This window comes from Streptomyces sp. NPDC000983 (genome assembly GCF_040299205.1).
Lineage (GTDB): Bacteria > Actinomycetota > Actinomycetes > Streptomycetales > Streptomycetaceae > Streptomyces.
On record NZ_JBEPBM010000015.1, the window covers coordinates 108,648 to 133,345 of the forward strand.

At 73.0% G+C, this 24,698-nt stretch carries 20 protein-coding genes; 14 read left to right on the plus strand and 6 right to left on the minus strand.

Annotated elements, in window-relative coordinates; all coding sequences use genetic code 11:
* Positions 1–16 precede the first annotated feature (16 nt).
* The 3 genes from ABT296_RS19230 (at position 17) to ABT296_RS19240 (ending at position 5,841) form a co-directional block, all read left to right on the plus strand.
* Positions 17–1,084 (plus strand): AAA family ATPase, encoded by a 1,068-nt coding sequence (locus tag ABT296_RS19230; protein WP_351928778.1) that lies wholly within the window; start codon positions 17–19, stop codon positions 1,082–1,084.
* Positions 1,081–5,031, plus strand: coding sequence for an SAV_2336 N-terminal domain-related protein (locus ABT296_RS19235; protein WP_351928780.1), 3,951 nt, complete (start codon positions 1,081–1,083; stop codon positions 5,029–5,031). Before ABT296_RS19230 ends, ABT296_RS19235 begins: the two co-directional genes overlap by 4 nt.
* Positions 5,032–5,172: 141 nt before the next feature.
* Entirely contained in the window at positions 5,173–5,841 is a 669-nt protein-coding gene (locus tag ABT296_RS19240) for a hypothetical protein (RefSeq protein WP_351928782.1), read from the plus strand.
* A 13-nt stretch (positions 5,842–5,854) separates the two neighbouring features.
* Here the strand turns inward: ABT296_RS19240 and ABT296_RS19245 are convergent, their stop codons facing one another.
* On the minus strand, positions 5,855–6,169 hold the full coding sequence (locus tag ABT296_RS19245) for a hypothetical protein (protein WP_351928784.1): 315 nt from the start codon (positions 6,167–6,169) through the stop codon (positions 5,855–5,857).
* 483 nt (positions 6,170–6,652) lie between these two features.
* Between ABT296_RS19245 and ABT296_RS19250 the strand changes: the two genes are divergently transcribed.
* From ABT296_RS19250 to ABT296_RS19275, 6 genes are all read left to right on the plus strand, one after another.
* Positions 6,653–9,226: a SpoIIE family protein phosphatase gene (locus tag ABT296_RS19250; RefSeq protein ID WP_351928786.1), complete on the plus strand. Its 2,574-nt coding sequence runs from the start codon at positions 6,653–6,655 to the stop codon at positions 9,224–9,226.
* A gap of 116 nt (positions 9,227–9,342) precedes the next feature.
* Positions 9,343–12,120, plus strand: a complete 2,778-nt coding sequence (locus ABT296_RS19255; RefSeq protein ID WP_351928788.1) for a SpoIIE family protein phosphatase — start codon at positions 9,343–9,345, stop codon at positions 12,118–12,120.
* A 266-nt stretch (positions 12,121–12,386) separates the two neighbouring features.
* Positions 12,387–13,751 (plus strand): FAD-dependent oxidoreductase, encoded by a 1,365-nt coding sequence (locus ABT296_RS19260; RefSeq protein WP_351928790.1) that lies wholly within the window; start codon positions 12,387–12,389, stop codon positions 13,749–13,751.
* A 150-nt stretch (positions 13,752–13,901) separates the two neighbouring features.
* Entirely contained in the window at positions 13,902–14,528 is a 627-nt protein-coding gene (locus ABT296_RS19265; protein WP_351928792.1) for an FxLYD domain-containing protein, read from the plus strand.
* 96 nt (positions 14,529–14,624) lie between these two features.
* Positions 14,625–15,119, plus strand: coding sequence for a lamin tail domain-containing protein (locus ABT296_RS19270; RefSeq protein WP_351928793.1), 495 nt, complete (start codon positions 14,625–14,627; stop codon positions 15,117–15,119).
* 208 nt (positions 15,120–15,327) lie between these two features.
* The gene (locus ABT296_RS19275) at positions 15,328–16,458 is read left to right on the plus strand and encodes a hypothetical protein (RefSeq protein ID WP_351928795.1); all 1,131 of its coding nucleotides are present in this window, start codon (positions 15,328–15,330) and stop codon (positions 16,456–16,458) included.
* A gap of 6 nt (positions 16,459–16,464) precedes the next feature.
* Here the strand turns inward: ABT296_RS19275 and ABT296_RS19280 are convergent, their stop codons facing one another.
* Positions 16,465–17,514 (minus strand): hypothetical protein, encoded by a 1,050-nt coding sequence (locus ABT296_RS19280; protein ID WP_351928797.1) that lies wholly within the window; start codon positions 17,512–17,514, stop codon positions 16,465–16,467.
* Positions 17,515–17,755: 241 nt separating this feature from the next.
* Between ABT296_RS19280 and ABT296_RS19285 the strand changes: the two genes are divergently transcribed.
* The 3 genes from ABT296_RS19285 to tgmB all read left to right on the plus strand — a co-directional run bounded on the left by ABT296_RS19285 (position 17,756) and on the right by tgmB (position 19,420).
* Positions 17,756–18,070 carry a YkvA family protein gene (locus tag ABT296_RS19285; protein WP_351928799.1) on the plus strand — a complete coding sequence of 105 codons (315 nt, stop codon included), beginning with the start codon at positions 17,756–17,758 and terminating at the stop codon, positions 18,068–18,070.
* Between the two features lie 158 nt (positions 18,071–18,228).
* A complete protein-coding gene (gene tgmA / locus ABT296_RS19290) occupies positions 18,229–18,420 on the plus strand; it encodes a putative ATP-grasp-modified RiPP (RefSeq protein ID WP_351928801.1) in 192 nt (63 codons plus the stop codon).
* A 16-nt stretch (positions 18,421–18,436) separates the two neighbouring features.
* Positions 18,437–19,420: an ATP-grasp ribosomal peptide maturase gene (gene tgmB / locus ABT296_RS19295; protein WP_351928803.1), complete on the plus strand. Its 984-nt coding sequence runs from the start codon at positions 18,437–18,439 to the stop codon at positions 19,418–19,420.
* A gap of 1 nt (position 19,421) precedes the next feature.
* Here tgmB and ABT296_RS19300 read toward each other — a convergent pair whose 3' ends face one another.
* A complete protein-coding gene (locus ABT296_RS19300) occupies positions 19,422–19,628 on the minus strand; it encodes a hypothetical protein (RefSeq protein WP_351928805.1) in 207 nt (68 codons plus the stop codon).
* 150 nt (positions 19,629–19,778) lie between these two features.
* Positions 19,779–20,237: a hypothetical protein gene (locus ABT296_RS19305; RefSeq protein WP_351928807.1), complete on the minus strand. Its 459-nt coding sequence runs from the start codon at positions 20,235–20,237 to the stop codon at positions 19,779–19,781.
* 194 nt (positions 20,238–20,431) lie between these two features.
* Between ABT296_RS19305 and ABT296_RS19310 the strand changes: the two genes are divergently transcribed.
* Both ABT296_RS19310 and ABT296_RS19315 read left to right on the plus strand, forming a co-directional pair.
* The gene (locus ABT296_RS19310) at positions 20,432–21,406 is read left to right on the plus strand and encodes a GlxA family transcriptional regulator (RefSeq protein ID WP_351928809.1); all 975 of its coding nucleotides are present in this window, start codon (positions 20,432–20,434) and stop codon (positions 21,404–21,406) included.
* Between the two features lie 99 nt (positions 21,407–21,505).
* Positions 21,506–21,874, plus strand: a complete 369-nt coding sequence (locus ABT296_RS19315) for a hypothetical protein (protein ID WP_351928811.1) — start codon at positions 21,506–21,508, stop codon at positions 21,872–21,874.
* Positions 21,875–21,893: 19 nt separating this feature from the next.
* Here ABT296_RS19315 and ABT296_RS19320 read toward each other — a convergent pair whose 3' ends face one another.
* Together ABT296_RS19320 and ABT296_RS19325 are read right to left on the minus strand one after the other, a co-directional pair.
* Entirely contained in the window at positions 21,894–23,660 is a 1,767-nt protein-coding gene (locus ABT296_RS19320) for an ABC transporter ATP-binding protein (protein WP_351928813.1), read from the minus strand.
* Between the two features lie 101 nt (positions 23,661–23,761).
* Complete coding sequence (locus tag ABT296_RS19325) at positions 23,762–24,634, minus strand: aldo/keto reductase (RefSeq protein ID WP_351928815.1); 873 nt, start codon at positions 24,632–24,634, stop codon at positions 23,762–23,764.
* Positions 24,635–24,698: the final 64 nt, after the last annotated feature.

The window sequence follows — 24,698 nt, forward strand, 5'->3', positions numbered from 1 at the left end:
GACGAGAGGAAGCCTGATGGACACCGCCAAGGACTGGTGGATCTACCGGGGCGCGGGCACGGTCGCCGAGAAGCACGCCCGGCTCGACGAGAACCGGCCGCCGTGGCGGGAGTTCAAGGGCGCCCCCGACCCGGAGTACACCCCGCCCGGCACCGCCGGACCGGCCTGGGACGACACCTACGAACGCGGCGACGGATACGTGCCGGACGACAAGGAGATCGACGCCGTCAACACGGCCCTGTATCTGCGCCGCCCACTCCTCGTCACCGGCAAGCCCGGAGTCGGCAAGTCGACACTGGCCCACAGCATCGCCGCCGACCTGGAACTGGGACCCGTGCTGCACTGGCCGGTGACCAGCCGGAGCTCCCTCCGCGACGGGCTCTACCAGTACGACGCGATCGGCCGCCTGCACGACGCGAACCTGCGCCACCTCAAGGCCGGCCGGGGAGCGCCGCCGCGCCGCCGGACGGGCGGACGCTCCTCCTCGGGCAGCGCCATCGCGCCGTATCTGCGGCTGGGACCGCTCGGCACGGCGCTGCTGCCGCAGGAGCGCCCCCGGGTCCTCCTCGTCGACGAGATCGACAAGAGCGACATCGACCTGCCCGGCGACCTGCTCACCGTGTTCGAGGAGGGCTCCTTCGAGATCCCCGAACTGGCCCGGATCGCCGCACGTCAGCCCCTGATCAAGGTGGGCACGCAGGACGATCCCGAGCTGCGCGCCGGGATCGACCGCGGCCGCGTCCAGTGCAGCGCGTTCCCGGTCGTCGTACTGACCAGCAACGGCGAGCGCGACTTCCCGCCGCCCTTCCTGCGCCGCTGCATCCGGCTGCACGTCGAGCCGCCGCGCGAGGAGAAGCTGAAGCAGATCGTCCGGCAGCGGCTGAAGCTCGACGCCTCGACCCGGGAGGACCGCTACCAGGACCTCATCACCGACTTCGTCGAGCGTCGCACCGAGGGTGACCTGGCGACGGACCAGCTCCTCAACGCCGTCCAGCTGCGGCTGAAGGGCGCGTGGTCGGGCGCGGACGAGCGCGCGGACTTCCTCGACGCCGTACTGCAACGGCTGACGGGCCCGTCGGCGTGATCGAGCGGCTGCTGCGGGCGCTGGAGGAGTCCGGCGCCAAGGCCGGGCCGGAGGAACTCGCCGACATCCTCTGGCTGGCCGCGCGCATCGGCGGCACCGCGCACCCGGACCCGGGGTCCGAGCCGGACCTCCCCGACGTGTGCGCGGAGCAGCCCCCGCCCGACCACCCGGCCGGGGGCCCGGGCGGGCCGGACCCCGTGCCGGAGGAGGAGTTCTACAGCGCGGGCGACGTGACCGACACCCCCGGTCCGGTACGGCAGGGCATCGAACGGGTCCGTATCCGCCGTGCCTCGTCCGTGCGGGACCCCCTCGCCGTGATGCGGGCGCTGCGCCCCCTGGGCCGGTCGACGGACACCTGGGGAGGCAATCCGTCCGACTGTGAACTCGACGAGGAGCTGACGGTCCGCAGGACCATCGAGCAGCGCCTCCCCACACCGGTGCTGCGGCCCCGCCGCGGCCGCCGACTGGACCTCGCTCTCGTCGTCGACGCCCACCACTCGATGCTGCTCTGGCACGACCTGGTGGGCGAACTGCGGCGGCTGTTCGTGCAGACGGGCATCTTCCGCGACGTACGCACCTGGCATCTGCGCGGCACGGACCCGGCCTCCGCCGAGCCGCTGTCGGTGGCCCGCACACCCGACGGCGAGCGGCGCAGCGTCCAGGAGGTGTCCGACCCGTCCGGCCATCGGCTGGTCCTGGTGGTCACGGACACGGTGGCGTCCGGCTGGGCGGAGGCGGACGTCGCCCGCATGCTTCGGCAGTGGGCGGCCCACGGCCCGGTGGCGCTGCTGAACGTGCTGCCGCGCCGGCTGTGGGACCGGGGCGCGGTACGGCCGCGCCCGATGCCGGTGCGCTCGGTGGGCCCCGCGTCGCCGAACACGTCGTGGCGGCTGGGCGCGACCACGGCCGGCCGCCGCCGGAGCGTACGGCTGCGGCCCGCGCCCGAGGTGCTGGCGATCCCGGTGGTGGAGGCGGAGCCGGCGTCCGTGCTGCACCTGGCGAAGCTGGTGGCGGGGAGCGGGCAGTGGACGCGGGTGCCGTGCCTGACGATCCCCCGCGCGCAGCCGACGACGTCTGCGCCTGCGCCTGCGTCTGCGGAGCCCTCACCCCCCACCCGGTACGAAGCCGACGACGTCCTGCGCCGGTTCAGGGCAGGGGCGTCCCCGCTCGCCCAACGGCTGGCCGGATTCCTCTCCGCGGTGCCGCTGAGCCTGCCGGTCATGAACCTCGTCCGCCAGACCCTGCTCCCCGACGCGGAGCACGGCCACCTGGCGGAGGTCGCGCTCGGCGGCCTCTTCGTCCCCTGGGGCCAGGACGCGGTGACGGACCCGGACCACCTCTCCTTCGACTTCCGCCCCGGGGTCCGCGAAGCCCTCCTCGGCGGCCAACGCCGGGACTCCATCACCGCGGTGCAGCAACTCGTACGGCGCGAGATGGGCGCCGGCATCAGCGAGTACGGCGCGGCCAGCGGCGGCGACTTCCTCGCGGGGCGCGGGGGCGGGGGCGGGGAGGGCTCGGCCGAGCGGGGGCTCGTACCGGAGGCGGTGCCGTTCGCGGCTCGGAAGCGGGTGGCGCCCGCCCCTCGGTCCGGGCCCGACCCGGTCGAGCGGTACGTGGACCACCAGTTGCAGGGGGTACTGACCCGGGCCCTGCGGGGGCGCAGCGTTTTCGCGCTGCTGGTGGGCGAGGCCGGTACGGGCACGACCTCGGCCATCGACCGGGCCGTGGCCTCGCTGCCGGACGACTGGACCATCCGGGTCCCTCAGTCCGCGGACGAACTGAGGGACGCGGCCAACTGGTTGACTCCGCGCACAGCCGTGATCCTGACCGATCTGCCCTCCCCTCTGCTGAGGTCCGACCGTCGGTCGACCGCTGCCATCAGTGAGTTGGTGGAGCTGATGGACTCCAGCCACCCGGTGTTGGTGCTGGGCGAACTCAGGCCGACGGATCTGGGCCCACCGCGGACAGACCTGGACCTGATCGAGTTGCTGGATGTTCCGTCCCCCGCCGTGGAGGCGCAGACGGTCAGGCGCGTTCGCGATGCCCCCGCCCACGCCGAGGCGGTCCTCCGGGCGGCGCTCGACATCCGTCGCCTGGGACACCCGGCCGAGATGTCGCGCCAACTGTTGGAGGCCGCGGCGGTCACCTACATGTCCGCGTCGGACGAGAGGCAACTTCCCCTCACCTGGTTCTCACTCGCACTCGACTACGTATGCCAGTCGGTGCCCAACGGCCCGACGATCATGGCCGCGGCTTCGCGCCCGTCGAATCACTACGTCGTCGGCGACTTCGTGGAGTGGAGCGACCGGCGGGACTTCCCGGACCTGGAACCGCCGGACGGACTCTGGCCGGTCCTCGCGCGTTTCGCTCGCCTCAGCTCCCTCGATCGCCTCGCCCATGTCGCTCAGGCAAGAGGGCTGAGCGACATGGCCCTCCTCCTCCGTAACGTCGACGCCCTGCAAGGCAGGACCATTTCCCCACTGATCCGAAACCTGACCAGAGCCGTGGAGCCTCGGGTGGTGCGGATCACCCCGGACCGTGAGGGGTCGGTCTCTGGGCTCCTGCTTTCAAGTGGGCAGGTGTTGGCGCCCCTGGCTCAGCTCCCAGCGGGTACCGCACCCCTGCGCATCGAATCGCGCCCGTGGAGGTCACCCCATACCTGGCACGCTGCACTGACGCTTGAGCCAGCGCGATCGCCTCTGCGCCTGCTGACGAGTCCGGACCTCGGGAGCGCCCCTCAGATGCCACCCCTCCCCTCCGCTCCCACGCCGTCGATCGGGGACTGGGCCCTCGTCGTCGGTTTCAGCTGGGACGGGTTCACCCAGTCGGAAGAGGCGGTGCAGGCCCGCTACCGGGTTGCCTCAGTCCGTGGGGACGACTTCACCCTTGCACCGGCAGCCTCGGATCCCTTGCCCATACACGGGTCGGCAGTGGTCGACCTGCACGGCAGGGTGGTCGGCATGGTGCACGAGATCCGGGGAGACGGTCGGCTCTCGGCCACGCGTATCCCGCACCTCCTCCCGGCCCCCACACCCCCCAGGTCAACTCGGCGAAACCCCGACGTCGTGGATCCCGCACGCTCGCGGGCCGTCATCATCGGAGCCGACCGGTACGCGGACCTCCCGAACCTGCCGGACGCCGCCGGCACGGCACACGACCTCGCGACGGCGCTCGGGCCCAGACGTGGAGGCGGTGCCTTCGACGTCCGCAACGTCGCGTTCCTCTGGAACCAGACCCGCCAGGAGACGTACGACTCACTGTTCTCCGACCACGTCCGCTCGGCCGAGCACACCCTCCTGATCTACTACTCGGGTTACCTGATGGAGCAGGCGGACGGGGACTTCTACCTCGCCCTCTCCGACACCAGGCGCGACCTGACCCAGTCGACCTCGCTGCCGTTCAGGACACTTCGTTCGCTGCTGGAGGACAGCCCGGCCCAATTCAAGGTACTGATCCTCGACATCGTCACCAGTGCCTCGAACAGAGTCTGGGCCGCGCTCGATCCCTTCCGGGCGCCCCGCCACTGCACCTTCATCAGACCCACCAGAGACGCCCGGCATTCCGTGCGCGCCTTCACCCATGAGCTGATCACCGCGGTCACGAACGGCGTTCCCCAGGAGGCGGAGTTCCTCACCCTCGGTGACATCGCGAGCCGGTTCGGCGATCGCGTCTCCATCCACGAGCAGGGCCCCGACAGGCGCATCCTCCTCTTTCCGAACGCAGCCTTCTCCCGCCCGCTCGTAGGCACCGTCAAATGGTTCAACAAGGAGAAGGGCTACGGCTTCATCGACATCGGCAGCCACCAGGACGTCTTCGTCCACTACTCCGCGATCCAGACGACCGGCTTCCGCTCCCTGGAGGCGGGCCAACGCGTCCAGCTCCGGGTCGTGCGGGGCGACCGGGGCCCACAGGCGGAAAGTGTGCGTCCTCTTCCATCGGCGCGCTGACACGGGCAATGCCCGAACGGTCAAGCCTTGTTCAGGCTTCCCGCCGCTCCGGCTCACGCCCGGCGACCGCCCGTACCATCGACGCAATCCGCTGCGCCCCCATCGCACGGATCGTCACGCAGGCGAGCGACGGAGACCCACGTGAACGGACCGACGGACGGGGCGTCGGACGCACACCCCGCACCGGAGTGCCTGGCGACACTGCTCGCGGAACTCCACGAACTGCAAAGGGCGTTGCCGCCCACGGCACGCGACCACCTGGCACGGCTGCTCGACCCCGGCCGGCTCAGTTACGACAGCGGCATCGAGCCCGGCCGCGTCGCCGAACTCCTCGCGGGCGCCGATCCGGACACCGGCGGCCCACAGGCCGCGGCGCAGGCGCCGTATCTGGCCCGGCTGCTCTTCCTGCGCGCCACGCGCCTGAAGCGTCCGGCCTCCCGGCGGGCCCGCGGTCGGTCGCAACGGCCGTACACCTACAGCGAGATCGCCCGTGGCTCGGGGCTGAGTCGGCAGACCGTGCACTACGTGTTCACCGAGGGCCGCCGGACGAGCCCGGAGAACGTCGCCGGGATGGAACGGTTCTTCGGGGCCCTGCCCGGCTTCTGCTTCTACACCGAGAGCGAGGCCCTGGCCGCGCGGCTCAGGCCGGTCGTGGACCGGCTGCGCGTCCTGCGGACGGTCACCGACGCCTACGAGCAGGAGGCGAGCGCGGCTCGCACGCGCCGCGGCGAGCCACCGGGCGACGGCGGGCCGCTCACCGAGATGGACGAGATCCTCAGCGCCGTCATCGACGACGCGCGGCGCAGGTGACACCCTGGTCCGCTCACAGGTCGTGCGGCGGGTAGTGCTCCAGTTCGTACGCCTGCTGGCGGGCCCGGGCGTCGACCTTGCGCAGGCCGTGCCGGGTGCGGGCCAGCAGCCGGGACATCGTGGCGAGGAGCTGGGCGGCCTCGGCGCGGGTGGTGGTGGCGTCGGGGCTCGACGGTTCCCACCGGCCCTCGGGGCCCAGTGCTTGCATCAGGCTCGCGCACTCGCTGAGCAGTTCGGTGATGTGGGCACAGGTCTCGGCCAGATCCCGCTCGGTGTAGCCGCCCCCGGCGTCGGGCTCGGAGGCGGTGGGCCCTAACGGCGGAGTCATCCTGCTTCCCCTCACCGCGCCGCCCCGTGGACAGGGCGGACACACGGATGTGCGTCCGATCGGATAGTTCAATCGTCCAGTACCGAGGATCAAAGTGTCAATAATTGTGGACACTTGCGCAGGGAGAATTCCAACACATGCTGAATTAGGGCCGGTTGCGGACTACCCGTCCATGATCAAGGCAAACGCATGTGGCATGTACCGGGGCACCGCCCCTTGATCCAGGATCGAACCGGATGCCCGGGTTCACCCCCGGCCCCACCACACCACCTCACCGACCCAGCCACCTCCCCCACCCGAATGGAGCACCGGGCCCGCACCCTGCCCCGGCCCCCGACCGCCCCCTCCCCGACGCCGCCCCACCCCCGCGCCGCACCCCGCCGGAGAGGCCCGTCGCGTCCGCCCCGGGTGCGCCGGGCGGTCCATGTGGCGCATTCTTGCTGTGTCGCCCCGTGCGACAGCGCACGGACGAGGTAGGGGCCGATGACTGGGAGCGCCGAGGACGCGCAGCGGAGGCCCGGACGGCCGACGGAGCTGCTGATCGACGCCTCGCTGGAGGCACTGAGGGTCGGCGGCGGGCACGCGGCCGGGGTCTACCTGCGCTCGCGCACGTCCGGAACCCTGCGGCTGTCCGTGCTCGTGGGTCTGCCGGGCCCCCTGTTCAGGCCCTGGTGGCGGCTCCACGTCGACCGGCCGTTCCCGGTCGCGGACGCCCTGCGGATGGGCGTGGAGGTGGTGCTGGCCAACGCGACGGAGACGATGCGCCGCTACCCCCAGTTCGCGGCGGGCCTGCCCTTCCAGTTCGGCTCGCTGTACGTGCCGGTCGGGGTCGGCCCCAAGGCGCACGGCGTCCTGACCGTCCTGCGCCCCTCCGCCTCCGACGCCATCGAGCTGATCCCCGAGCGGGAACGCCTGGCCCGGGTCGCCGCCGAGCTGGCGGGCCGCCTGAAGGACGTACCGGAACAGGAGCTGCTGTGGGACGGCGAGCCGCTGTGCGTACGGCCGCCCGCCGCGCGTCCGCCGGGCCGGGCCGGATTCTTCACCTGGGACCCCGGCACGGGGGCCGTGACCCCGGACGGGCGGCTGCGCGCCCTGCTGGGACCGGCGGCCAAGGGGAGCACCGGTGACGCGCGGACGTTCGCGCACGCCCTGGTGGCCCCCTCCGACGTCGAGCCCCTGCTGGCCGCCCTGCGGGACACCGCCGGCGGGCGCCCCCACCCGGTGCCGCTGTACACGCACGCCGGGGACGGCTCGCTGCGGCTCGTCGAGGTCTGGACCGCGCCCGGCCCCCCGGGCGCCCCCGCCGCGGTCGTGCACGGCGCCGTACTGGATCCGGGGGCCGGGGCGGCCGCCGGCACCGCCGCCGACCTGCTGCCCGAGGGCGTCTTCGCACTGGACCGGCTCGGGACGATCGTCTACGCCAATCCGCGCGCCGAGGAACTGCTGGAGCGGCCCTTGGCGGAACTGCTGGGCGTGCCGCTGTGGGACGCCGTGCCGTGGCTGAACCAGCCCGGCTGCGAGGACCACATGCGCGGCGCGCTGCTGTCGCCCGAGCCGCTGCACTTCCACCTCGGCCGGCCCGGCCCGGACGGCGCCGGGCCGTACGACGGCGACTGGCTCGCGATGTCCCTGCTGCCCGGCCCCGACCTGCTGACCTGCACGGTCCGCCCGGCCCACCGGGTCGCCGGGGCGCCCGCCGCCGAGCCCGCCGAGGACTCGCCGCCGGTCGAGGACGTGCTGCCGCCCGGGGGCGTCGCACCGCCCGGGCGCACCCCGCCGGCCGGGGAGACGCGGCACGCCGAGGCGGTCGTCGACCCGTCGCTGGCGCCGCTGTACCGGCCGATCGTGCTCGCGATCGCGCTCACCGAGGCGGTCACCGCGCGGCAGGTGTCCGCGGTGGTCATGCGGGAGCTGCTGCCCGCGTTCGGCGGGCGCAAGCTGGCGATCTACCTCCTCCAGGACCGTCATCTCTTCCTGGCCTGGGAGAGCGGCTTCCCGCCGGGGTTCCTCGCGCCCTTCGAGGGCATCGGGCTCGACGCGCGGCTGCCCGGCGTGGAGACCCTGACCAACGGGCGCCCGCTGTTCTTCGACTCGATGCAGCAGCTCAAGGACGCCTACCCCGGTATCGCGCTGGACGCCACGGAGGGCGCGCGGGCCTTCCTGCCGCTGATCGCCTCCGGACGCCCGGTCGGCTCGTGCATCCTCGGCTTCGACCGGCCGCGCGGCTTCAGCACCGAGGAGCGCGCCGCGCTGACCGCCCTCGCCGGGCTGATCGCGCACGCCCTGGAGAAGGCGCAGCGCTACGAGAGCGAGGCGGCGCTCGCCCGCGGCCTCCAGCAGGCCCTCCTCCCCCGGCGGCTGTCGGCGCATCCGCTGATGGAGACCGCGGGCCGGTACCTGCCCGCGACGGAGGGCATGGAGGTGGGCGGGGACTGGTACGACGTGGTCACCGCCGGCGACGGGCTCGCCCTGGTCATCGGTGACGTGCAGGGGCACGGCGTGCAGGCCGCGGCCGCGATGGGCCAGCTGCGCTCCGCGGTGCGGGCCTTCGCGCTCGGGGACCGGCCGCCCGACGAGGTGCTCAGCGGCACCAACCGGCTGCTCATCGACATCGACTCCGGGCTCTTCGCCAGCTGCTGCTACATCCGGCTGGACCCGGTCACCGGCGCGGCCCGGGCGGCCCGGGCCGGGCATCTGCCGCCGCTGCTGCGCCGCCCCGACGGCCGTACGCACCTGGTCGAGCTGCGCGGTGGCGTGGTGCTCGGGGTCGACGCGCAGGAGCAGTACCCGGTCACCGAGTTCACCGTCGAGCCCGGGGCGGTGCTCGCCCTGTACACCGACGGGCTGGTGGAGCGGCCGGGCGGGGACATCGACGACGGCATCGGCAGGCTGCGGGTGGCGCTGACCCGGGCCGGCACCCCCGCCGAGCTGCCCGGCGGGCAGTCCCTGCCGAGGATCGCCGAGCGGCTCACCGCGACCGCCCGGCACACCGCCGACCGCCCGGACGACATCGCGCTCCTCCTCGCCACCCGCCGCTTCGCCCCGGGAGACCCGTGAACCCGTGAACCCGTGAGCCTGTGAACCCGTGAGGTGCCGGGTGGGAACAGGAGGTCGAGTTGTCACGAAGTGTGACGCCTCTCGCCTCGCGCGGTCCGGCAGTGTAGACATGGCTCATGGTCCGACTCCCGGGGCGTTCCGGGGCCCGGCCGCTCCGTCGCCCCAGCGGTCCGCGCCCCCACCGAGCGCCCGGCCGTGCCCGTGGTGTGCGCGGGGGGAGGGCGACGGGCGGCGAGCGTTCCGGCAGCCGGCACGGCCGGCGGCACCGGTCACCGCTGAGCCGGCTCACCGTGGCCGGCCAGGTGTTCCTGTTCCAGGTCGTCATCGTGGTGCTGCTGGTCGTGGCGGCCGTGGTCGCTCTGGTGCTCCAGGTACGGCACGACAGCACGCGGGAGGCCCGCAACCGCTCGGTGGCGGTGGCCGAGTCCTTCGCCAACGCGCCCGGCACCCGGGAGGCCCTTGAGCTGCCCGACCCCTCGTCGGTGCTCCAGCCGCGCGCCGAGGCCGCGCGCGAGGACACCAAGGTGGACTTCGTCGTGGTGATGAACACCGACGGCATCCGCTACAGCCATCCCAAGCCGGACCGCATCGGCAAGAAGTTCGTCGGCACCATCGAGCCCGCGCTGCGCGGCAAGGTCGTCACCGAGGAGCTCACGGGCACCATCGGGCCGCTGGTGCAGGCCGTCGTACCCGTCGAGGACGACGACGGGAACGTGGTGGGCCTGGTGTCGGCCGGGATCACGACGGCGACCGTCGGCGGCACCGCCGACCGGCAGCTGCCGCTGGTGCTGAGCGCGGCGGCGGCCGCGCTGGCCCTGGCGACCGGCGGGACCGCCCTGGTCAGCCGGCGGCTGACCAGGCAGACGCACGGACTGGGCCCGCACGAGATGACCCGCATGTACGAGCACCACGACGCGGTGCTGCACGCGGTACGCGAGGGCGTGCTGATCGTCGGCGAGGAAGGCCGACTGCTGCTCGCCAACGACGAGGCGCACCGGCTGCTGGACCTGCCCGCCGACGCCGAGGGCCGTCCCGTGTCCGACCTGGGGCTCGCCGCGGACACCGCCGAGCTGCTGGGCTCCGGCCGGGTCGCCACCGACGAGGTGCACCTGGTCAAGGACCGGCTGCTGGCCGTGAACCAGCGGCCCACGAATCTGCGGGGCGGCCCGCACGGCAGCGTGGCCACCCTGCGCGACTCCACCGAGCTGCGGGCGCTGTCCGGCCGCGCGGAGACGGCCCGGGAGCGGCTGAGCATGCTCTACGACGCCGGGGTGGGCATCGGCACCAGCCTGGACGTGACCCGCACCGCCCACGAGCTGGGCGAACTGGTCGTGCCGAGGTTCGCGGACTTCGTCACCGTCGACCTGTTCGGCGCCGTCCTCGACGGCGGCCGGCCGGAGACGGTCACCCCGCTGCGCCGTACGGTCGCCGACGGTGTCCGGGAGGACGCGCCGCTGTACCCGGTGGGCCGGCGGATCACGTTCGTGCCGACCTCGCCGCAGGCCCGGGCGTTGCGGGACGGCCGGGCGGTCCTGGAGCCGCGGCTGAGCGAGGCGCCCGGCTGGCAGGCGCAGGATCTGGAGCGGTCGGCGCAGGTGCTGGAGTACGGCATCCATTCGCTGATCGCGGTGCCGCTGCGCACCGGGGCGCTGGTGCTCGGCGTGGTGAGCTTCTGGCGTTCGCGTAAGGCGGAGCCGTTCGACGCGGAGGAGCTGGAGCTGGCGGAGGAGCTGGTGGCCAGGGCGGCGGTCTCCATCGACAACGCCCGCCGGTACACCCGCGAGCACAGCATGGCGGTCACCCTGCAGCGGAGTCTGCTGCCGCGCAGCCTGCCCGAGCAGAACGCGCTGGAGATCGCCTACCGGTATCTGCCGGCGCAGGCGGGGGTGGGCGGGGACTGGTTCGACGTGCTGCCGCTGTCGGGGGCGCGGATCGCGCTGGTGGTCGGTGACGTGGTCGGGCACGGGCTGCACGCGGCGGCCACCATGGGGCGGCTGCGAACGGCGGTGCACAACTTCTCCGCGCTGGACCTGCCGCCGGAGGAACTCCTCGCGCTGCTCGACGAGCTGGTCGCCCGGATCGACCAGGACGAGACGGAGGACGCGGAGGAGGGCGGCACCGGTCCGGTGACCGGGGCGACCTGCCTGTACGCGGTCTACGATCCCGTCTCCCGGCGCTGCACCGTGGCCCGGGCCGGTCATCCGCCGCCCGCGGTGATCGCCCCGGACGGCTCGGTGGAGTACCCGGAGGTGCCGGTGGGTCCGCCGCTCGGGCTCGGCGGGCTGCCGTACGAGACGGCCGAGCTGGATCTCGCGGAGGGCAGCCGGCTGGTGCTGTACACCGACGGCCTGGTGGAGGACCGGGAGCGGGACATCGACGAGGGGCTCGAACTGCTGCGCGAGGCTCTGGAGCGGTCCGGGAGCACTCCGGAGGAGACCTGCCGGACGGTGCTGGACGCCCGGCTGCCGGACCGGCCCGGCGACGACATCGCGCTGCTGGTGGCGCGGACCCGGGCGCTGCCCGCCGACTCGATCGCCGAGTGGGACGTGCCGTCCGAGCCGTCGGCCGTCGGCCGGGTGCGCACCTCGGTGAGCCGGCGGCTCGCACAGTGGGACCTGGAGGACCTGTCGTTCACCACGGAGCTGATCCTCAGCGAGCTGGTGACCAACGCCGTCCGGTACGGCGAGGGTCCGATCCGGGTGCGGGTGCTGCGCGACCGGACCCTGATCTGCGAGGTCTACGACACCAGCAACACCTCCCCGCATCTGCGGTACGCGACGATGACCGACGAGGGCGGGCGGGGCCTGTTCCTGGTGGCGCAGCTCGCCGACCGCTGGGGCACCCGGTACACCGCCGGGGGCAAGGTCATCTGGGCCGAGCAGCCGCTGCCCTGAGCGGGGCCGCCCCGACCGCCCCCGGCTCGGGGCGGCGGCCGGGTGCGGTACCTTGACGCGTTCCTCGACGCCCGGGTGCGGGCGATGCGGCGGGAGGACGCGACCGCTGGCCCCTCCGCGGGGCGCCGGGAGCGGTCCCGCACGGTCCGGATTCACTCATAAGTCCGGCTTATGAGCTCATAGACCGGACCCGCGTACCGACTTAGGGTTGCCTTAGCTTAGGCTTCCCATCGAGTTGCTTGTCATCGCTCGAAGGGAACCTGATCATGCCCCGCCCCCTGCGGGTAGCCATTGTCGGAGCCGGCCCCGCCGGGATCTACGCCGCCGACGCGCTGCTCAAGTCCGATGTGGCCGCCGAGCCCGGTGTCTCCATCGACATCTTCGAGCGCATGCCGGCCCCGTTCGGCCTGATCCGCTACGGCGTCGCCCCCGACCACCCCCGCATCAAGGGCATCGTCAACGCCCTGCACCAGGTCCTCGACAAGCCGCAGGTCCGCCTCTTCGGCAACGTGAACTACGGCTCCGACGTCCACCTGGACGACCTGCGCTCCTTCTACGACGCGGTGGTCTTCTCCACCGGCGCGATGTTCGACCGCGAGCTGAAGATCCCCGGCGTCGAACTGGAGGGCTCCTACGGCGCCGCCGACTTCGCCTCCTGGTACGACGGCCACCCGGACGTCCCGCGCACCTGGCCGCTGGAGGCCGAGAAGGTCGCCGTCCTCGGCGTCGGCAACGTGGCGCTGGACATCTCCCGGATCCTCGCCAAGACCGCGGACGAGCTGCTCCCCACCGAGATCCCGGCCAACGTCCACGACGGCCTGAAGGCCAACAAGGCCGTGGAGATCCACGTCTTCGGCCGCCGCGGCCCGGCGCAGGCGAAGTTCAGCCCGATGGAGCTGCGCGAGCTGGACCACTCCCCCAACATCGAGGTCATCGTCAACCCCGAGGACATCGACTACGACGAGGGCTCCATCGAGCAGCGGCGCTCCAACAAGCAGGTCGACATGGTCGCCAAGACCCTGGAGAACTGGGCGATCCGCGATGTCGGCGACCGCCCGCACAAACTCTTCCTGCACTTCTTCGAATCGCCGGTGGAGATCCTCGGCGAGGACGGGCAGGTCGTGGGCCTGCGCACCGAGCGCACCGAGCTGGACGGCACCGGCAACGTCAAGGGCACCGGCGCGTTCACGGACTGGGACGTGAACGCGGTGTACCGCGCCGTCGGCTACCTCTCCGACAAGCTGCCCAAGCTGCCCTGGGACATCGACTCGGGCACGGTCCCGGACGAGGGTGGCCGGGTGATGCAGGAGTCCGGCGAGCACCTGACCTCGACGTACGTCACCGGCTGGATCCGGCGCGGCCCGGTGGGCCTCATCGGGCACACCAAGGGCGACGCCAACGAGACGGTCGCCAACCTTCTGGCGGACTTCGCGGGCGGCCGTCTGCAGACGCCGGACGCGCCCGCCCCGGAGGCCGTGGAGGCGTTCCTCACCGAGCGCGAGATCCGCTTCACCACCTGGGAGGGCTGGTACAGGCTGGACGCCGCGGAGAGGGCGCTGGGCGAGCAGCAGGGCCGTGAGCGCGTGAAGATCGTCGAGCGTGAGGACATGCTCCGCGAGAGCGGCGCCTGAGCCCGACGGTTCGTGCGAGGGCCCGGGGCTTTCCACCCCGGGCCCTTTCGCGTGCCGCCCACCGGTGAGGAACCCGAGTGGCTGGCCGACTACGCGTCGTGCACGATGGCGCCGGGGGGCGCGACAGTCCGACCGGAAGGATCACCAGCCATGCGCACAGGCCCCATGCGACGACCGACCAGCCCGTCCCGGAAGCACTCGGCGGCCAGGGCACTGACCGGCGTCCTGGTGGCCGCGCTGGGCGCGGTCTCGCTCGTGTCCTGCTCGGACGACGACGGCGGCGACAGCGCGGACAGCACGCCCACTCCCCCCGTCAGCGCCAGCTTCTCCGGCAGCGCGCCCTCCGCGCTGGCCTCGGCCGCCGAGTCCGTCAAGGCGTCGCTCTCCGCGGCCGCCTCCTCGGCCTCGGCCCGGGCCTCGGAGTTCGAGGCGTCCGTCTCCGCCGAGGTGGCACGCGCCAACGCGGCGGCCCAGGAGCAGTTGAAGGACGTCGACGGGCGCGGCAACGCCACCGCCGACGTCTCCCTCACCGGCAAGCCCAGGTCGCAGACGGGCGGTCTGCTCGCCGTCGTCGTGAACATCACCAACAGCACGGACGCGACCGCTTCCTACGCGGTCCAGGTCGACTTCAGCGACGCCGACGGCAACGTCGTCGAGACCCGTTACGTGGGCGCCGAGGACCTGGAGCCCGGCGAACGCGCCCAGCCCCTCGCCATCAGCAGGAAGCCGGCCGAACCGCAGCTGACGGCGAAGGTCGCCAAGGCCCAGCGCTACTGACCGGCGGGCGGAGTTCCGGGGGAAGTGGAAAACAGGACCACGTCTTTGCATATGATCCTGTTTCTTCACTGAACTTTCACATGGGGGGACTTCGCCATGCGCACACGCCTGTTCTTCGCCACGGCTGCCGCCGCCGGCACCCTGGCCGCGCTCACCGCCACGCCGGCCCAGGCCGCCGAGTACTCGTCGGCACTGAAGATCCGCGGGGTGCAGTACGACGCCCCGGGCAGCGACTCCAACAACTGCGCCACGGGCAACTCCAAGGGCGAGTACCTGGAGATCAAGAACTACTCGTCGACCAAGACGGTCAACCTCAAGGGTTACGTCGTCGAGGACGCGGCCGGCAACTGGTTCGTCTTCACCGCCAACCACTACCTCCAGCCCGGCGACCAGGTGAAGCTGCGCGGGGGTCACGGCAACGACTCCGACGCCAACAACGTCGTCTACCGCGACAACTGCAACTTCATCTGGAACAACGACAAGGACTCCATCTACCTCACCAAGCCCACCGGCGCGGGCGCCGACTCGCACTCCTACACCAAGCGCGGCTCGGACCCGGACGGCAACGGCTACATCAAGTACCACGGCTGACCGGCGGGCGCAGGGCCCGCCCCGACGCGGATGACGGGCGGGCCCTGCGCACCGGCCATTCTTCAGCCCGGGACCGCGCCGGGACACGCGTGCGCGGTGCCCGGCCGGAGCGCGCCGCGCACACCCCGTGTGCGGACCCCCGGGTGACGCGTGACGGTCGGCGCAGTCGATACTGGGACGAGTCCCTGCCCCCGTCCCCCCAGGACCCATGCCAAGCACGTCGACCGTCCGCCCCGCCACCGACCCCACGATCTGGCTGGCCCGCGGCCGCCACAGCGGCCCGTCCGCCGAGGAGGTGGTCCGGCGGGCACTGCGGCGGCACCAGACCGAGGGAGCCCTCGACGACTTCCGAGAACCGGCCGAGGACGGCGCCGAGGACACCAGGGTCTTCGAGGCCCGCCTGCGGGCCGACGGCTCGGTGACCGTACGGGCCCGGCTCACCCTCTCCGGGACCGGCCACTGGGAGCTGGCCGCGGAGGCCGAGCGCCCCTGGGACCCCCGGTGGCCGTCACCCGCCGCCCTGTTCTGGCCGTCCGATCCGGACTCCGAGTGGGACCACGAGCCGCTGACCGGCGGGCGGCTGCGCGGCATCAACCCCCTGCCCGACGACGACAAGGCGCTGCGCCGCCTGCTCAAGGACGCGGCCCGGGACGGCTGGACGATCCATGTCGTCGTCCACGAGGCGATGACCACCGACGGCCGCGGCCGGACCCCGCTCGCCGGGATGCTCCCGCCGGGCCTGCGGCACCGGGTGGTCGAGCACCGCGCGGCCCCGCACCAACTCCGCTACGTCAACTGGGCGTTGCGCGACACCGGGGCGGAGGTCCCGCGCGGCGGCGCCGTGGTGCTGCCCGGCCCGGTGGCCCCGGCCGACTACGACGCGGCCGGGTTCACGGTGCGCAGCGTCTTCCTCGACGGCTCGGAACCGGCCGAGCTGATCGCCGCGGTCACCCGGTACGCCGCGCTGCCCAGGCCACTGCCGGACGGCGCCGAGGCGGTGGTGACCGCGCTGCGCGAGCGGTGGGGGCTGCTCACCCTCGAGGAGGAACTGGCCCGCGAGCGGGCCCTGGTGGCCATGTACTCCGACGCGCTGGAGGCCATGACCAAGTCCCGCGACCTGTACCGGGAGGCCGCCGAGCAGGCCCATGAGGCGCTCGCCGCCTACCGGGAGTCCGGCGACGCCCCGCCCCCGGAGCGGCCCCGGCCCGAGTCGCCGCTCCAGCAGCTCACCCGGGGTTTCGGACGGCTGCGGGAGAGCGCCCTCGCCAGGCGCCCGGGCACGACGGTGGGCGCCCCGCGGGACGAGGAGCCCGCGGAGCGCCACAGCGACGTCGGCTGACGCCTGCTACTTCGCCGTACCGACCCGCGCCGGTTCCTGATCCGGTGCCTCGGCGCCGGGCCGCGTCCGCACGGTCAGGTGGACCAGCAGGGCGGCCAGGGCCACCAGGCACGCGCCGACGGCGACCGGTCCGGCGGCCCACGCCGGGGCGAGGGTGAGGTCCAGCGCCCGGGACAGGCCCGCCGAGGGCAGCCCGCCCTCGAACAGCTGGGCAGCGGCCAGCGCGCCCGGCAGGACCGCGGCGCCCGCGAGGACCACCGCGTCGACCCGCAGCGTCAGCAGCAGCGCCCAGGCCAGGCAGACCACCGACATGCCGAGCGTGAGGGCGTAGACCCGCAGCGAGGCGCCGTCGCGGTAGAGCGGGAAGTGGGCCACCGCGCACAGCACCAGGGCCGCGACGGCGAACCTGCCCGGCCAGACGGGCGGGCGGACCGTCCGCCGGGCCGTGAGGGTCCTGGCCGCGCGCCCTTCGGCGACGGGCCCGGAGTCCTCGGGCGGTTCGGGCTCGGCGCCCTGCGCGGGCCGGCCGGTCTCCGCGGCCTCTCCGGCCTCGACGGACGCGGGGGTCTCGCCGGACTCCTGCGACAGCCGTCGGATCAGTTCGACGAGTTCCTCGACCGGGCGGCCGGTGGCGGCCGCGCGGACCGCCTCCCGCCCGCAGTGGGGTTCGAGGTCGGCCTGGTGCAGCAGCGCCACCAGCCGGGTCACGTCGTCCAGCGGGCGCTGTTCGGCCGCGGCGCGGATCGTCTCGTCCGCGCTGCGCGCGGTGCGCGGCGGCCGGGTGAGCAGGTCGACCAGTTGGGTGACGTCCTCGACCGAGCGGTCGACGCCGACGGCGCGGAGCGCCTCCAGGGTGGCCCGGGCGTGGTCGGGAGAGTGCTCCAGCAGGGTGATGAGGTGGGCGACTTCCTCCACGGGCCGGTCGGCCACGGCGGCGTGCAGGAGGCCGCCGACCGGATCGTGGTGCGCGGGCCCGGACGCGTCGGGCGGAGCCGAGGGTACGGCGGCGGATATGTCGGAGTCGTTGGTACTGGGTGACGAAGAGCGGGTGATCATGCTCGGCTCCAGGGGAGATGCGTTGCCGGTGATGCGCCCCCGAAGCGACACGCGACTGTACGCAGACCATTACTAGGGGTGTCCGTCCCGCCCCGCCACCCGAGTGGTCCGGGCGGATGAGCCGCGCGTCACAGCCGGGACAGATGTTCGGCGGCTACCGTCGGCGTGCCGGGTCATACGCGCGCCGCAGCAGGGAATCCGTCAGGAGACGCGTACGCGCTCCACGAGTGAGGAGGCACCGGTGGACTCGACCACACAGCTGATCGTGCTCGCCGCGGTCCTCGCGGCCGCCCTGCTGGCCCTGGCCGTGACGGTGCTGGTCAGGCTGGTGCGGACCCGGCGCCGGCTGCGGCGCGCGGGCCTGCCGACCGGTCCGCGCTGGGTGTTCTGGGGCGCGCTGGCGTACTTCGTGCTGCCGGTCGACCTCGTCCCCGATCCGGTGTACCTGGACGACATCGGCGTACTCCTGCTGGCCCTGCGCACGCTGCGCGGGTCCGCCGGGACGGTGATGGAGCACGGGCCCCGTGTCGGCCAACGGGCGGGCCGGGAGCGGTAGTCGGGCCACCCGGGCCGATGATGGTGACGGAGAGTAAGGAAACCAATCACCCGTTCGAATCGTATAAGTGGGTGGAAGCCGAAGGAAGTCGGCGGACCAAGCGACGTCCCAGGGTGGGTGCCTCGCTTGACCGGAGCAGCACCGGCGAGGGAGAGACGATGCAGCCGTTCGCACTCAACTACGCACGTCCGGCAGCGGACATCGAGGTCAGCGCTGTCTACGCCTACGATTCCGGACTGCAGTTGAACGTGCTCCTGGACGGGCGGATCGCCGCCAGCGACCACGCACTGCTCAGAGAACTGGGGACAACGACGTCAACCGCGGGCTCGAAGACACACTTCGACGACTGAACGCGGAACAGCCCTTATGACCGTACTGATTCTGACCACTGAAGAGGACGTCACCGCCGACATGGTGATCGTGCACCTCAACGCCCGCGCGGTGCCGGTGGTCCGGCTCGATCCCGCCGACCTGACCGGTGGGGCCGCGCTGTCGGGGGAGTATGTGCACGGCGCCTTCCGCGGCCATCTGTCGTCCGGGGGGCGGCTGGTGAGCCTGGACGGGGTGCGCTCGGTGTGGGTACGCCGTCCGGGGGCGCCGGCGGCCCGTGCGCGGCGCCCGTCGCCCTGGCTGACGGAGGAGTCCGCGCAGGCGCTGTACGGCATGCTGCGCTCCAGCGGCGCCCGCTGGATGAACGACCCGGACGCGGCGCACCGGGCGCGGCACAAGCCGTGGCAGCTGCGGCTCGCCCAGAGCTGCGGTCTGCCGGTGCCGGCGACCCTGATCACGACCTTCCCGCAGGCAGCCCGCGATTTCGCCGGCCGCTATCCGGACCTGGTCGTCAAGCCGGTCTCCGGCGCGCATCCGCAGGACCCGCCGCGGGCGGTGCCGACCAGCAGGGTCGCCCCGGACGCGGACTTCTCCGCGGTGGCCTTCGGGCCCACCCTGTTCCAGCGGCGCGTCGCCAAGCGGGCCGACATCCGGCTCACCGCCGTGGGCGAGCGCCTGCTCGCCGCCCGCCAGCCGGTGACGGCCGACGCGCGTCCGGACGAGGTGGACGTCCGGTTCGCCTCCACCACCGTGCCCTGGGAGCCGGCCGAGGTGCCGGCCCGGATCGCCGAGGGGGTGCGCGCCTATCTGCGCGGCGCCCAACTCGCCTACGGGGCGTTCGACTTCGTCGAGGACGCCGACGGCACCTGGTGGTTCCTGGAGTGCAACCAGTCGGGGCAGTTCGGTTTCATCGAGGTGGACACGGGCCAGCCGATCGCGCGGACGATAGCGGAGTGGCTGGCCGGGCCGCCCGGGCACCGGTCCTCGCGGTTGGACGGTGCCGGTTCGACGGCCTGCTGAGTCAGAGCTGCCCGGGCGGCAGGGCGGTGCGCTGCCAGCCGTTGCCGGGGTGCGCGGGGCGCTCGGCGGGCGCCGCGCCGAAGGAGCTCAGCGGCTGCATGACGAACTCCAGTTCCCTGCTGACGCGCTCGGCCTCCCGGCGCACCTGTGAGGGAACGTCGCCGCGCTCCGAGATCAGTCGGTCGTAAATGGGGGAATCCTGGAACACCCGTCAACGCGCCTTTCGCATCGCGGCCCATCCGCATGGGCACGACCGCTGAGTGTAGGCGCCCGAGTACACGGGGGTGCTAATTCACGGATCGGCCTTGACGGCGGGCGGCGCGATGGTAGAGCGCCACGGCACACCTCGCGCCCCCGTTCACGCCCCCGTGGTGGAACCCGGGCGGACGATCATGAGGACCGTGACGGTCGCCCAGAGCAGGTTGAAGACGCCGGTGAACATGGCGAGTTGGACCGTGCCGGACCTCTCCACGGAGCCGTCGGCGGTGAGCCGTTCCAGGATGTCGTCCTGGCGGGGCAGGACGAAGGCGGCCAGGATTCCCGCGGCGACGGCAGTGAGTGTGATCGACGTGACAAGCCAGGCGTCGCCGAGGACACCCATCGCGGCGGCGGTGGCCAGGCCGAGGAGGGGCACAGCGATCCCGATGCCGGAGTAGACCCGGCAGATGCGGTGCAGCAGCCGGACCGTGGTCAGACCGCGCTCGCCGGCGTCCCCGGCCGCGCGCGCCGCCGGGGGGAACATGCTGGCGGCGACGGCGACCGGGCCGACGGCCACGATCGCGGCCAGGACGTGCAGGGTGAGCAGGAACTTCGTCATCGGGCGGCGTCGCCTCCGGGCCACGGGGTGCTGGGGTACGCCGCCACGCTAGGAGCCGCCCGGGTGATCGCACAGTGGCGGAAGTGACAGCTTCCGACGGATTCCCGCCAACACCTCTGAGCTGCGACTCCGTGGCGGACAGGGCCCCGACCTCGGTCGCGGGCCCCGGCGGGAACCCGCCTATCGTGGGCGTCATGCACACCGTGGCGATCCTGGTCCTCGACGACGTGGTGCCGTTCGACATGGCGGCGCCCATGCAGGTGTTCGACTGGACGCTGCTGCCGGACGGCCGCCCGGCCTACCGGGTCCGGCTCTGCGCCGAACGGCCCGAGGTGCGCGCCGACTGCGGCTTCACCCTGCGGGTCGACCGGGGCCTGGAGGCGCTGGCGGACGCGGACACGATCATCGTGCCGGGCCGCGCCGAGGGCGCCCCTCCCCCGTCCGCCGAGGTGCTCGCAGCGCTGCGGCGGGCCGCCGGTGCAGGCACCCGGATCGCGTCGGTGTGCGTGGGCGCGTTCGTCCTCGCGGAGGCCGGCCTGCTGGACGGCCTGCGCGCCACCACGCACTGGGTGGCCGCCGACGCCCTGGCCCGAGCCCACCCGAAGGTGCGGGTGGAGCCGGACGTGCTCTACGTCGACAACGGTCGGATCCTCACCTCGGCGGGGGCGGCCGCCGCGCTGGACATGTGCCTGCACATGATCCGCCGGGACCTGGGCTCGGCGGTCGCCGCCAACGCCGCCCGGATGTCCGTGATGCCCCTCGAACGGGAGGGCGGACAGGCCCAGTTCATCGTGCACCCGCACCCCCCGGTGCCGCGCGGCTCGACGCTGGAGCCGGTGCTGCAGTGGATCGAGGACCATCTGGCTCAGGAGATCACCCTTTCGGCGATGGCGGCCCGCTCGGGGATGAGCGAGCGCACCTTCGGCCGCCGCTTCCGGGAGCAGACCGGCACCACGCCCCTGCAATGGCTGCTCAGGGCACGGGTGCGGCGCGCCCAGTACCTGCTGGAGAGCAGCGACCAACCGGTCGAACGCATCGCGCGTCAGGCCGGTTTCGGCTCGCCCACCGCGTTCCGGGAACGCTTCCGCAAAACCGTGGGCACCACGCCGTACGCCTACCGCGCCGCCTTCCGTACCAGGGCCGCCGACCCCGCCGGGGTAGGTGCCTGACAGCAGTTCGAAGGGGTGGCTCCGAAAATCACCCGAGTCCCCCGGCCGCTCCCGCCGTTGTTCACGGGGCATCCCCCATCGCACGGACGGTGTACGCCCATGAACTGCTCCAGCCGCCTCCTCGCCGCCCTCTACCTGACCACCAGCACCGGGCTGGCCTGGACAGCGGTCCTCGAATACCGGTACGGGCCCCTGTGGGCCGCGTGTCTGTTCTGCGCCGCCAGCATCGTGCCGGTGATCGGCGTGGTCCGCGAGAGCGTGATCGGCGACCAGCGCCGTGCCCTGGAGGAGTGGGCGCGGCGCGCGGTGACGCCCGGTCCGCTCGGCGGCGGCCCGGACCAGGACGCCACCGAGCACATCGTGCGCGCGGAACTCGGGGTCGCCTGCTGCGACCGGTGGTGGACGAGCCTCGGCTGCGACCACGACCGCAGCTGCCCGCACCGGGTTCCGCGCAGCAGCGCGGCCTGAGCGGCCAGGGCGGCCGGGGTCAGGCGACCTGGCCGCTGTGCAGGGCCGTGTAGGCGCCGCCCAGGTTCATCAGCTCCTCGTGGGTGCCGATCTCCTCGGCGCGGCCGTCGGCCATCACCACGATCCGGTCGGCGCCGCGCACCGTGGACAGCCGGTGCGCCACCACGAACGTGGTGCGTCCGCGCATCAGCCGGGCGAGCGCCTGCTGCACCAGCGCCTCCGAGCGGGTGTCCAGGGCCGAGGTCGCCTCGTCCAGGACCAGCACCCGGGGGTCCCGGATCAGGGCGCGGGCGATGGCCAGGCGCTGGCGCTGGCCGCCGGACAGCCGGGCGCCGCGCTCCCCCACCAGGGTGTCCAGGCCCTGCGGCATGCGCTCGACGAACTCCAGGGCGTTGGCGTCGCGCAGGGCCGTGCGCACGGACTCCTCGTCGGCGTCGTCCATGCCGTAGGCGACGTTCTCCCGGATCGTGCCGTCGAACAGGATGGACTCCTGCGGGACGACCGAGACGAAGCGCCGGTAGGTGCGCAGGTCCAGGGTGTTCATGTCGGTGCCGTCGAGGAGGATCCGCCCGGAGGTCGGCCGGATGAAGCCGATGACCAGGTTGAGGACGGTGGACTTGCCCGCCCCCGAGGCGCCGACCAGGGCGATGGTCTCGCCCGGCGCGACCGAGAGGTCGAAGTCCCGGACCGCGGCCCGGCCGCCGTCGTAGGCGAGGCCCACGTCCTGGAAGGTGACCGCGCCGCGCAGCGCGGTGAGTTCCTTCTTGCCCTCGTTGTCCTCCAGTTCGGGCGCCTGGAGGACCTCGCCGACGGAGCGGACCGACTCCAGGCCCTTGGTGATGACGGGGGCGAGACCGGCGAGGGTGGCGGTGGAGTTGGTCAGGGTGGTCAGGAAGGCGCTGAGCATCACGACGTCGCCGGGGGTGACGCCCCAGACGCGGTAGTACGAGATCAGGGCCGCGCCGGCCAGCACCAGCACCCCCAGCACGTTGAGCACGACCCAGGACAGCGAGCCGAACTTGCCGTTGACGAGGTCGAGGCGCATTCCGGAGGTCAGCAGCCGGTGCAGGGTGCCGTTCATCCGGCGCAGCGCCTTGCCCTCCAGGCCGTGGGCGCGGGTGACGGGGATGAGCCGGGTCATCTCGGTGACCTGGGAGGAGAGGGTCTCCACCTCGTGGCGGAAGTGTTCGTTGTGGGTGCGCAGCCGGGACCTGAGCCGGGCGACGACGAGCGCGGCGGCGGGTACGACGATCAGGAAGACCGGCAGGAACTCGGGGGTGCGGAAGCCGATGATGACGAGTCCGCCGATGAGCACGGTGGTGGCGCCGAGGCCCATCTCGGCGGTCTGCTGCACCATCTGCTCGACCGTCTCGACGTCGCGCACCACCTTCGCCTGGAGCACTCCGGCGCTGACCCGGGAGTGGTAGCCGATGGACAGCTGCTGCATCCGGGTGCACAGCGCGGAGCGCAGGGTGGTGCCCATCCGGCGGACGCTGCCGTACAGGAGGCGCACGTAGAGGACGTGCAGGGGGTAGTTGACGAGCAGGATGAACATGATGACGCCGGTGGAGAGCCAGAGCCGGCCGATCGGGCCGTGCTCCACGACGGTGTCGATGATCTCGGCGGTCACCAGCGGCAGCAGCCAGATCGGGCTGTGTTTGACGGTGAACACCCCGACCGCCGCGCCCAGTCGGCGGCGGTCGGGGTGGAACAGGTAGGCGAGGGTGCGGATGGGGTGTTCGCCCCGGTAGCGGTGGTCGAGGGGTCTTTCCAGCGGCGAGGCCACGGGCGGTGGTCCTTCCCAGGGTCTGCGGCGAACGAGGAGCGGGCCCGGGACCGGCAGTGGACCGACCCCGGGAGCAAGCGCTTTCTAAGCCTGCCCTCTCCTCATACCCCGTCGCCCCCCGCCGCGTCCAGGGCGGCGATCTCCTCGGTGGTCAGGACGAGTTCGGCCGCGGCGGCGGAGTCCCGGACCGTCTCCGGGCGGCTGGCGCCCGGAATCGGCACCACGACCGGGGACTTGGCGAGCATCCAGGCCAGGCAGACCCGCTGCGGGCTCACCCCGTGGGCCTCGGCGACGGCGGCGAAGGGGGCGTGGGCCGAACCCAGGCCGCCCGCCCGGGAGATGCCGCCGAGCGGGCTCCAGGGCAGGAAGGCGATGCCGAGTTCGTCGCACAGGCGCAGTTCGGGCTCGCTGGAGCGGAAGGCCGGGGAGAACTGGTTCTGCACCGAGACCAGCCGGCCGCCGAGGATCTCGTACGCCCGCCGGATCTGCCCGGGGTCGGCGTTGGAGACGCCCGCCATACGGATCTTGCCCTCGTCCAGCAGGTCGCGGATCGCTCCGACGGACTCCTCGTAGGGCACCCGCGGGTCGGGGCGGTGGAACTGGTAGAGCCCGATGGCCTCCACCCCGAGCCGGCGTAGGGACGCCTCGCAGGCCCGCTTCAGGTGGGCGGGACTGCCGTCCCGGGTCCAACTGCCGTCGCCGGGGCGCAGATGGCCGCCCTTGGTGGCGACCAGGACGTCGGCGCCCCGCGGGTGGGAGGCGAGGGCCTTGGCGATCAGGGTCTCGTTGTGGCCGACCTCGTGGGCGTCGCGGTGGTAGGAGTCCGCGGTGTCGATCAGGGTGACGCCGGCGTCGAGGGCGGCGTGCAGGGTGGCGATCGAGCGGGCCTCGTCCGGGCGCCCCTCGATGGACATGGGCATCGCGCCCAGTCCGACGGCGCTGACATCGATATCACCGATGCGGCGGATCTGCATGGGCGCGTGACCTCTTCCGGCTCGTGCGCGGTACGGCGGGTGGTCCCGGCCCGCCGGGGGGACG

What these genes read in the sequence shown, in the direction of transcription:
- ABT296_RS19230 (WP_351928778.1), top strand. Translation starts at nt 17, where the DNA reads ATGGACACCGCCAAGGACTGGTGGATCTACCGGGGCGCGGGCACGGTC.
- ABT296_RS19245 (WP_351928784.1), bottom strand. Translation starts at nt 6,169, where the DNA reads ATGACTCCGCCGTTAGGGCCCACCGCCTCCGAGCCCGACGCCGGGGGC.
- ABT296_RS19250 (WP_351928786.1), top strand. Translation starts at nt 6,653, where the DNA reads ATGACTGGGAGCGCCGAGGACGCGCAGCGGAGGCCCGGACGGCCGACG.
- ABT296_RS19255 (WP_351928788.1), top strand. Translation starts at nt 9,343, where the DNA reads ATGGTCCGACTCCCGGGGCGTTCCGGGGCCCGGCCGCTCCGTCGCCCC.
- ABT296_RS19260 (WP_351928790.1), top strand. Translation starts at nt 12,387, where the DNA reads ATGCCCCGCCCCCTGCGGGTAGCCATTGTCGGAGCCGGCCCCGCCGGG.
- ABT296_RS19265 (WP_351928792.1), top strand. Translation starts at nt 13,902, where the DNA reads ATGCGCACAGGCCCCATGCGACGACCGACCAGCCCGTCCCGGAAGCAC.
- ABT296_RS19270 (WP_351928793.1), top strand. Translation starts at nt 14,625, where the DNA reads ATGCGCACACGCCTGTTCTTCGCCACGGCTGCCGCCGCCGGCACCCTG.
- ABT296_RS19275 (WP_351928795.1), top strand. Translation starts at nt 15,328, where the DNA reads ATGCCAAGCACGTCGACCGTCCGCCCCGCCACCGACCCCACGATCTGG.
- ABT296_RS19280 (WP_351928797.1), bottom strand. Translation starts at nt 17,514, where the DNA reads ATGATCACCCGCTCTTCGTCACCCAGTACCAACGACTCCGACATATCC.
- tgmA (WP_351928801.1), top strand. Translation starts at nt 18,229, where the DNA reads ATGCAGCCGTTCGCACTCAACTACGCACGTCCGGCAGCGGACATCGAG.
- tgmB (WP_351928803.1), top strand. Translation starts at nt 18,437, where the DNA reads ATGACCGTACTGATTCTGACCACTGAAGAGGACGTCACCGCCGACATG.
- ABT296_RS19305 (WP_351928807.1), bottom strand. Translation starts at nt 20,237, where the DNA reads ATGACGAAGTTCCTGCTCACCCTGCACGTCCTGGCCGCGATCGTGGCC.
- ABT296_RS19310 (WP_351928809.1), top strand. Translation starts at nt 20,432, where the DNA reads ATGCACACCGTGGCGATCCTGGTCCTCGACGACGTGGTGCCGTTCGAC.
- ABT296_RS19315 (WP_351928811.1), top strand. Translation starts at nt 21,506, where the DNA reads ATGAACTGCTCCAGCCGCCTCCTCGCCGCCCTCTACCTGACCACCAGC.
- ABT296_RS19325 (WP_351928815.1), bottom strand. Translation starts at nt 24,634, where the DNA reads ATGCAGATCCGCCGCATCGGTGATATCGATGTCAGCGCCGTCGGACTG.